This is a genomic window from Methylocystis sp., assembly GCF_051061225.1.
Taxonomy (GTDB): Bacteria; Pseudomonadota; Alphaproteobacteria; order Rhizobiales; family Beijerinckiaceae; genus Methylocystis.
On record NZ_JBPFEB010000151.1, the window covers coordinates 1 to 8677 of the forward strand.

Annotated in this window: 8 protein-coding genes; 7 read left to right on the top strand and 1 reads right to left on the bottom strand. The window is 60.1% G+C overall.

From position 1 onward, the window contains the following. A partial coding sequence (locus ACR652_RS26225; RefSeq protein ID WP_434509421.1) for a sensor histidine kinase occupies positions 1–441 on the top strand: 441 nt, incomplete at its 5' end. A 290-nt stretch (positions 442–731) separates the two neighbouring features. On the opposite strand, the gene ACR652_RS26230 is transcribed toward ACR652_RS26225, so the two are convergent. Then, positions 732–1289 carry a hypothetical protein gene (locus tag ACR652_RS26230; protein ID WP_434509422.1) on the bottom strand — a complete coding sequence of 186 codons (558 nt, stop codon included), beginning with the start codon at positions 1287–1289 and terminating at the stop codon, positions 732–734. A gap of 637 nt (positions 1290–1926) precedes the next feature. Between ACR652_RS26230 and ACR652_RS26235 the strand changes: the two genes are divergently transcribed. From ACR652_RS26235 to ACR652_RS26260, 6 genes are all read left to right on the top strand, one after another. Further along, on the top strand, positions 1927–3510 hold the full coding sequence (locus tag ACR652_RS26235; RefSeq protein WP_434509423.1) for an ATP-binding protein: 1584 nt from the start codon (positions 1927–1929) through the stop codon (positions 3508–3510). Between the two features lie 108 nt (positions 3511–3618). Continuing rightward, positions 3619–4278, top strand: coding sequence for a histidine kinase dimerization/phosphoacceptor domain -containing protein (locus ACR652_RS26240; protein ID WP_434509424.1), 660 nt, complete (start codon positions 3619–3621; stop codon positions 4276–4278). 177 nt (positions 4279–4455) lie between these two features. After that, positions 4456–4908 carry an OsmC family protein gene (locus ACR652_RS26245; protein ID WP_434509425.1) on the top strand — a complete coding sequence of 151 codons (453 nt, stop codon included), beginning with the start codon at positions 4456–4458 and terminating at the stop codon, positions 4906–4908. Between the two features lie 241 nt (positions 4909–5149). Further along, positions 5150–5458 (top strand): chemotaxis protein CheB, encoded by a 309-nt coding sequence (locus ACR652_RS26250; RefSeq protein WP_434509426.1) that lies wholly within the window; start codon positions 5150–5152, stop codon positions 5456–5458. Next, on the top strand, positions 5436–6152 hold the full coding sequence (locus ACR652_RS26255) for a chemotaxis protein CheB (RefSeq protein ID WP_434509427.1): 717 nt from the start codon (positions 5436–5438) through the stop codon (positions 6150–6152). Before ACR652_RS26250 ends, ACR652_RS26255 begins: the two co-directional genes overlap by 23 nt. Further along, positions 6043–8652, top strand: coding sequence for a CheR family methyltransferase (locus ACR652_RS26260; RefSeq protein WP_434509428.1), 2610 nt, complete (start codon positions 6043–6045; stop codon positions 8650–8652). Before ACR652_RS26255 ends, ACR652_RS26260 begins: the two co-directional genes overlap by 110 nt. The last annotated feature ends 25 nt before the right edge of the window (positions 8653–8677 follow it).

Below are 8677 nucleotides of genomic sequence, written 5' to 3' on the forward strand. Positions count from 1 at the left end.
CTCAACGACGTCGTGCGAGCAGCCTGCGAGTTCACCGACGCCATCGCCAGGGAAGCGGGCGTTGATACGACGGTGCGCTTCGAAGCGAAAGACGATTTGGTCGTGATCAACAAGGTGCAGATCGAGCAGGTGGTCGTCAACCTAAAGCGCAACGCGATCGACGCCATGCACGGCTGCCAGAAGCGCAAGATGATCGTGTCGACCCGGTCCGTTGAGGGAAACATGATCCGTGTTGATGTCGCCGACACGGGTCCCGGCCTGGCGGAAGATGTCAGGTCGAGACTGTTTGAACCGTTTACGACAACCAAGCCGCATGGGCTCGGCGTCGGTCTGTCGATTTCACATTCGATCATCGAAGACCATCACGGAAAGCTGTGGGCCGAAGATAGCCCTGGTGGAGGAACCATATTCAGCTTCGCGCTGCCCGTGACGCGAACATGACTTTTCCAGGAACAGGTCGAGGGCTTCGCGGAATGGATGGTTCGCGCGATCACCTTGTCAAAGAAGCCAGTGGCGCGCGGGTGGTCTCCATTGGCGGGTGGCGACTTGGATGATCTCTCATGGGCCTGCGCCGGAGAGGCCTCGCCGGGCGCGCGCGCCGGAGAGGCTGATCTGCCCTATTTTCTCGGCGTAAGCCCATTCTTAATTTGTCGCGCGTCGAGGAGCGGGCGACATGGACACTCCCATCGAGCAGAAGCGCTACAGGACCGGAGCGGCCGCTCATATGGCCGTCACGTTGGCTTCACGATTATGAACGGGTCGGCGTCAGGCGATTTGATGCGCCATTGATAGCGGCCGTGTGCGTCAAGCGTCGCGAGCTTGCTCTGCGCATTATGGCTGATAACCTCGACGCCTGGATCGAGGATCACGATAAGCCGTCCGTCGATCTCGGCGTCGGTTCCGACCAACTGGCACGGAGCCGTCGCGTCGGGACGCGAACCCATGATGAGGATCGCGCCGTCGTGGCGCGGCCGGATTGTGAATATGGTCATTTCCCGAGACGGAAAATACGAGGCACGCCCATCTGCAACTGCGCGCCTCAATATGACACGATAACGGCCCCTGCCGACATAGCTTGCTTCTGCAAAGCCCTCGTTTAATAATTGCGTCGCAGCATTTTTCAATCGCGCTTCAAACTGCGGGTCCAGGTAGCCGGCGTGGCAGGCTTGAATCAATGCCGGCGTGAAAATCAGGGCGCCGTCGTAGGAGTAGGCGTAGCTGCCGTCCGCATGGATGACGACGTCCGCATCGAACCGCTCAGGAGCCAGCGTCCGAAAAAAATTGTGCATCGTCTCACCTACCGCGCCTCACTCATGCTCTGCGACCGCCAAAAAGATGCCGAAACGAAATTTACAACCAAGCCCGATAGAGCCGCCAAAAAGAATGGGCCGTATCTACTCCTATAAAATGGCCCAGCTGCGCCCAAAGTTTAGAGCCCCCAAACTCACGCAAGCTTGCTTAAATTGAACGGTGGAAAGGCCTTCCGATGGACAACCCTGATAAACCCAGCGCGCAAGCAGGTCGTCCGCCAAAGACGCGAACCGGCGTCATTCAGCCGCCTGAGCGCCTGGGCCTCCGAGCGCAATTCAGCTTTGCATTGCTGGCAGTCTCTCGATTTTTCTATCTCGTCCACGGACTTTGGCCTTCCACAGGCCGGCGATGATCGACAGGGGCTCGGTGGGCTTGAGTTTCGGACAGAAAATTTTCGCCGCTCGTGCAGGAAAAGCCCTCTTGAAAAGTCGTCGCCGCAGCGACAACCGTGCTAGAAAACAGCGTCGCTAGGGCGTTTCGACGAAAGCTAAGACGCAGTGAACGCCCTGTATCGCAAGAGGAAAATATAGCGCAGAGCTGAGGGTTGCCATAGGGGCGCGAAGCGCGGGCGTCACCCACTACGGCTTCTGCAATTCCTCCCTGGGAGTTGGTTCCATGCTGTCCGCACTGAGCGAGTGGCTCTTTGACACCTCTGGCCTGTCGCCACATGGATACTGTTTACTGTGGGAACCGGGACTGATCGGGCTCTATGCGGTTTCCGACACGATCATCGCGCTGGCTTATTTCTCCATCCCCCTCACGCTTGTCATCGTGGGAAAGCGGCGCGGCGATCTGATATTTCGGCCACTGTTATGGCTATTTGCCGCCTTCATCATGCTTTGCGGCACGACGCATTGGCTCGATTTATTCACCCTCTGGACTCCGCTTTACGGCCTGCAGGGACTCGTCAAAGCGGCGACCGCGATCGCCTCGATCGCGACGGCGGTCGCGTTATGGTGGACCTTACCGCATTTTCTCGCCCTTCCTTCGGTGGAACAATTGCGCCGCGCCAATGCCGCGCTGCTTGCAAGCGAGGAGCGGCTGGCCCATGCGCAAAAGATGGAAGCGCTCGGCCAACTAACCGGCGGCATCGCCCACGACTTCAACAATGTTCTTCAGGTGATCGTCGGTTCCCTTAATGTCATCGAGCGCCAGATTGCGCTTGGGCGCGCGAATGCGATAGATCGCCCCCTGGCGGCGATACGGAAAGCGTCGGACACCGCTTCCAGTCTCACCAACCGCATGCTGGCCTTCTCGCGCCGACAGACATTGTTGCCGCGTGAGATCGACCCCAACAAGCTTGTCGCAGGCATGGAGGAGATGCTGCGCCGCACGTTGGGCCCCGAGATCGATCTGGATCTGCGCTTGGGCTGCAGTCGCTGGAGCGTGACCTGCGATCCCTCCCAACTCGAGAGCGCCTTGTTGAACCTGGCGATCAACGCGCGGGACGCTATGCCGCAAGGCGGCGTGCTCAGGATCACCACGGCCGATCGGACGTTGACAACCGAAGCTTCCGATTCCGATATGCAGCCAGGGGATTATGTTGAGATCGAGGTGACGGACAGCGGCGTGGGCATCAGCCACGACCTGCTCATCCGTGTTTTCGAACCGTTCTTCACAACAAAGCCGACAGGCCAGGGGACGGGCTTGGGCTTGTCGCAGGTTTACGGCTTCGTCAAACAATCTGGCGGGCACGTGCGGATCGAAAGCGCTCCTGGCGAGGGGACCAGAGCGCGCATTTACTTGCCGGGACGCGCGCCGGCTCCATCCCCAGCCGTCCACGATCAGCCGACCGTGGCGCATTTCAGTTCTCCTTGCGCGGCGCATCGAGGAAAAACCCTAGTGGTCGAGGATCAGGAGGAGGTGCGCTCTCAAATTGTCAGCACCCTCACTGAAATGGGCTGCAATACAATCGAAGCCGGCGACGGGACGGCAGGTTTGAAAGTAATAGAGTCAGGCGAGCCGCTGGACCTGCTGATCAGTGACGTCGGCCTCCCCGGGTTGAATGGGCTTCAATTGGCTGACGCGGCCCGAGTCGCGCGCCCTGATCTGCCGATCCTGCTCATTACCGGATATGCGGGCAAAGCGGCGGAAACATTGCAGCTTGCCCAAAATATGGAGCTTTTGCGCAAGCCGTTCACGCTCGATGAATTGGCCGAGCGGGTTCAGGCAATGTTCAAAGGGACCGATGTTCAGTGACGTAGGACCGAAGCGGAGCATAGCCAGAACCATGCGAACCTTCCACAGAGCGTTCGTCATTGATTGGGAGTTATTTGCTGCTAGCTATCGTTTTGAGGGGTATAGGCGATGCCGGGAGAGTGGCCAGTCCAAGATTTGCGTTCACGGGTAACCGAGCTTGAGCTGGAGCTCGATGCCGCGAAGCGACAAGTCCAGGAATACGCAAATCACTGTGCTGAACAGCAGCACCGGGTTCGCAATGCTTTGCAAGCCCTCTCACTGCTTCTATCGGCTCAGGCTCGAACTGCTCAGCAACCGGAACTTTGTATGCGCTGCATCACACGGCTCGCCAGCGTGTGCGAATTGAACGAGGCCCTATGCGGGGATGAAAAAGACATTTCCGTCGCCGAATTATTGCCAGCTTTATCGCGCTCGATACAACAGGCCTTCGGCGACAAAGTTAGCTTTGAGACACAGGTAGAGAATGACGTGCGTCTCGACCATCGCCGGGCGCGGTGCGTTGGTCTCATTTATTCTGAAGCCGCGATGAACGCTCTGAAGCATGGATTACGTGATTTTCCTTCCGGAATATTGCGGACAACGTTTCGGAGGCTAAACAAGCATTGGGAAATGGTCGTCGAAGATAACGGCGTTGGCTTCGACCCGCCTGCGTCTGTGTCCGGACACGGCCTCGGCTATATGAGGGAGCTGGCAAAGCAATTAGGGGGCGAGCTAGAGTTCGAAAGACTCCAGCCGGGCTCCCGAGTTCGCCTTACTTTCCTAGCCTGACTTGTCCGGCCCAAGGTTCGCGCTGTGAACCCGCATCTTGCCCGAAACGAGCGTTGCGCGCCTTCGCGGGGGCTCCCACGTCTGGAGGTCCGCAAATCGCGGATCGGAACTTTCCGTCTTTGACTTCGAAGCCAGGAGGCCCATCTCCGGCTGGCGCCCCGCAAGGAGTAACCCTTCATGTCCGAACACACGGCCACTGTGAAATGGGCCCGCGACGGCGCCGATTTCGGCTACAAGAATTACAGTCGCGACCATGTCTGGCACTTCGAGAACGGCGTCGAGCTACCGGCCTCGGCGGCGCCCGCCTATCTGGGCGACCCCAGCCGCGTCGACCCAGAATCAGCGTTTGTTGCGGCCCTGTCCAGCTGCCACATGCTGACGTTCCTCGCCCTCGCCTCGAACAAAGGCTTCGTCGTGGACGGATACGAAGATAACGCAATTGGGTTTCTCGAGAAGAACGCCACCGGCAAGCTTGCCGTGACGCGGGTCGAGCTGCGCCCAAAGATTACGTTCAACGGCGACACCGAACCGACGCGGGCTGAGCTCAGCTGGCTGCATGACAAAGCGCACCGCGAATGTTTCATCGCCAACTCGGTGACGACCAGGATCAGTGTCGCTCCGGCGCAATAGCGCTCTGATGCTCGAGTTCTTCGTGGCGGCCTCCGTCGGCCCGTAATTGTCGCTCTCGCAAGCCCAGAGAGGGGGTCCCGCGCGCGCTCTGGGGCCAGGTCCAAGGCCGGGCCAATACAGCGCGTTGGTCGCCGCCATGAGACGATCCTGGCCTAGCGGCGCCTTTGCTCCGACGCTCGTCAGAAGGTCTGGCAAAAGCTATCTATCAGCTGGACGTCACATTAGGCCGGGCGCGAACGCCATGACCAACCAAAATGACCACCCTAACCCGCTTGCTTCTCACACGCCGGTATGCGCACTCGGCGCTTCCGCCGGCGGCGTCGCCGCTTTGAAAAGCTTCTTCGCCAATGTCCGAGCGGACCTCGGCTTGGCTTATGTGGTGGTCGTGCACCTTGCCCCGGACCATCCCAGCGCCCTGAGCGAGATCCTGGCCGATCAGACGAAGATGCCGGTCGGTCAAATCGAAGCGGAAGCGAGGCTTAAACCTAATTGCGTTTACGTCATCCCCCCAAATCGCGGGAGACGATTTGACTGCGCGCCCGTTCACTGAAACGAGAGGACATCGCTCGCCGATCGACATGTTCTTCCGTTCCGTCGCCGCCGCGAGAGGCGACGGCATTGCGGTTTTGTTGAGCGGGTCCGGTTCGGACGGCACGCTGGGGATCCGCGCGGTCAAGGAGGCGGGCGGCGTCATCTTCGCCCAGGAACCCAGCGAAGCCGAATATGCGATGATGCCCGAAAGCGCCATCTCAACGGGCCTCGTCGATTTCGTCGCGCCCATCAAGGAGCTGACCGAGCGCGTTGCCGAGGTGGCGCGCCGCAAGAGGGCGATTCTTCAAGAAGAGGGAGAGGACGTCGAACAGCAAATCCGCCAGATTGTCGCCTTTGTCCGCCGCCGCACCGGTCACGATTTCTCCAACTACAAGAGCGCGACGATCACGCGGCGCGTTGTGCGCCGGATGCAGGTCGCCCGTCAGGAAAGCCTTGCCGACTATTATCGCTACCTCCAGAGCAACAAGGGTGAGGTTTACGAGCTTTTTTCGGACCTGCTGATCTCGGTGACGTCGTTCTTCCGCGACCCGACGGCTTTCACCGCTCTCGCCGAGCACGTCATCAAGCCTTTGTTTGATAGGCTTGACGGCGAGGCCTCGATCCGAGTTCGGGTCGCCGGTTGCGCGACCGGCGAGGAGGCTTACAGCCTGGGAATTCTGCTCCTCGAAGAGGCGGCGCGGCGCGCACCCTGAGATTCAAGTTTTCGCGACCGACATTGATGAAGCCGCGCTGGCGACCGCGCGCGAAGGGCGTTATCCAAAGTCGATCGAGGCCGATGTATCCGACGAGCGTCTGAAGCGCTTCTTCGTTCAAGACGAGTCGTTCTATCGGGTGAAGAAGGAGTTGCGGGAGCTCGTGCTTTTTGCTGTGCACAGCGCGCTCAAGGATCCGCCTTTCATCAAGATTGATCTGATCTCCTGCCGCAACCTGCTGATCTATCTGAAGCGCGACCTGCGACACCAACTCTGCGCGCTGTTCCATTACGCGCTGAAGCCGAGCGGTTACATGTTCCTCGGTTCGGCTGAGACGATGGACGTCGCCAGGTCGCTGTTCTCGCCGGTCGATCGCGACGCCCGCATCTATGTCGCACTTGGCGCATCAGACAAGGTTGCTCCCGTTTTGCCGCAGCTCACGTCTGATTTCGATCACATAGAGCATCGCCCGCCGCAACCGGTTCAGAAGGAACCTGCGGCCGGGGTCGGCCGCGCGCATGCCGCGGCGCTTGAAGAAAGCGCGCCGCCGAGCGTGCTCGTAGACAGCTCTCTTAAGATCCTTCACCTCTCGCCGAACGCCGGCCGCTTCTTTCGGCCTCTGGAGGGGCCCTTCAGCGCCGATTTGTCGGCGCAGGTGCGCCCCGAGCTGAGGGTTGACTTGAAGCTCGCCTTGCAGCGCGCAATGGAAAAAGGCGAATCGTCGTTGAGCGTGCCCATGCCTGTCGCGTTCAACGGCGATCCGCATCTGGTCGCTCTTCACGTCACGCCGGCGCGCGTCGGCGATGAGACGGTGGGCGGTCAGGCCCTGGTGTTTTTCATGGACCTCGGCAAGGCCCCGCCCGCCGCCGAGGGGCAAGACGAGGAGCATGTCGGCCAGACGGAGATCAAGCGGCTGCGCCAGGAATTAAGCGCCGCCCAGGAGCGGCTGAGCGCCGGGCGCCGGGAATATGAGCAGGCGACCCAGGATTTGCGGGCCTCCAACGAAGAACTGCAGTCGATCAACGAAGAATATCGCTCCACCACCGAGGAGCTGGAAACCAGCAAGGAGGAGCTGCAATCGATCAATGAAGAGCTGCAGACGGTCAATAGCGAGCTGAAAAACAAGCTGGCGGTGATATCGACCGCGCATAACGACCTTGAGAACCTTGTGGCGTCGACCGAAATCGGCACGCTGTTCCTGGATCCAGGTCTCAGAATTAAATTCTTCACGCCGCGGGCGCATGATTTTTTCAACATCGGCAAAGCCGATATCGGCCGGCTCCTTTCGGACTTCAGCCATCGACTCGTCTACGACGGACTCGAAAAGGACGTCGCCAGCGTTCTCAAAAGCCTTGCCCCTGTCGATAAAAACATCGAAACAACGGATGGCCGCTGGGTCTCCATGCAGGTGCGCCCCTATCGGACGCTCGACGACAAGATCGACGGCGTCGTTGTCACTTTAGCAGACATCACCAAGCTGAAGCTCGTCGAGGAGGCCCTGGCTGCGGAGCTCCGCGCCATGACCCGGCTGCAGGAGCTGAGCACGAAAGTCATCGAGGCCGACCGCCTCGAACGGCCGCTGGGCACGATTCTCGAAGCCCTCATCGAATTGATCGGCGCGGATTTCGGCAGCATCCAGCTTCTTGACGAGGCCAGCCAAACGCTGCGGCTCGTGGCGCATCGCGGCTTCCAGACGCGTTTTCTCGATCACTACGCCGTCGTCGACGCTTCCTCTCAATCTAGCTCTGGCCTCGCCCTCGCCAAATGCAAACGGGTCGCGTTCGAGGATGTCGAAACCGAGCCTGCCTTAGCCCCAAGTCTGGAAGAAGCGCGGGCGGCTGGCTATCGCGCGGTGGTCGCGGCCCCTCTCTGCTTAACCTCGGGTAAGCTCATCGCTATGCTTTCGGTGCATTTTCGCGAGCGGCACCAATTCTCGGACCATGAGCTACGTCTCGTCGACATCTACGCGCGCCAGGCCGCGGACGCGACGGGAGTCCAATTGCTGCAGCAAGCGCTGCGCGATGCGGATCGCCGCAAGGATGAGTTCTTGGCGATCCTCGCGCATGAACTGCGCAATCCGCTGACCCCCATCCACAATGCGCTGCAAGTCTTGAAGCGCGCCAATGTTCCCGAGGAGATCCGCCGTCTTGACAACCTGATTGAGAGGCAAACGTCGCACCTCATTCATCTCGTTGACGATCTTCTCGATGTGGCGCGCATCACCCGCGGCAAAATCGAGTTGCGGCGCGAGCCGACCGACGTGAGAACCGCCGTCCAGCAGGCGGTTGAGACCACGGCGCCGCTGATCGACGCCAAGGATCAGAAAATGAGCGTCAGCCTGCCCGAAGAGGCGCTCGCCGCCAGACGTCAAAGTCGCCCGAGGCAAACCGGCGCGCCCCGCCGCGACGGCCCGGGCGCCGCCGGTAGACAGGTTCATGTTCGCCACCGGCGTCGAGTGCAGCTATCCGACGCTCGATCAGGGGCGTTGGCGGTTCGATGAAATGGCGGCCTGCGGCCATTATCGT

Excerpts from the sequence above, each read along its gene's own strand:
- ACR652_RS26230 (WP_434509422.1), bottom strand. The coding sequence starts at position 1,289 with ATGCACAATTTTTTTCGGACGCTGGCTCCTGAGCGGTTCGATGCGGAC.
- ACR652_RS26235 (WP_434509423.1), top strand. The coding sequence starts at position 1,927 with ATGCTGTCCGCACTGAGCGAGTGGCTCTTTGACACCTCTGGCCTGTCG.
- ACR652_RS26240 (WP_434509424.1), top strand. The coding sequence starts at position 3,619 with ATGCCGGGAGAGTGGCCAGTCCAAGATTTGCGTTCACGGGTAACCGAG.
- ACR652_RS26245 (WP_434509425.1), top strand. The coding sequence starts at position 4,456 with ATGTCCGAACACACGGCCACTGTGAAATGGGCCCGCGACGGCGCCGAT.
- ACR652_RS26250 (WP_434509426.1), top strand. The coding sequence starts at position 5,150 with ATGACCAACCAAAATGACCACCCTAACCCGCTTGCTTCTCACACGCCG.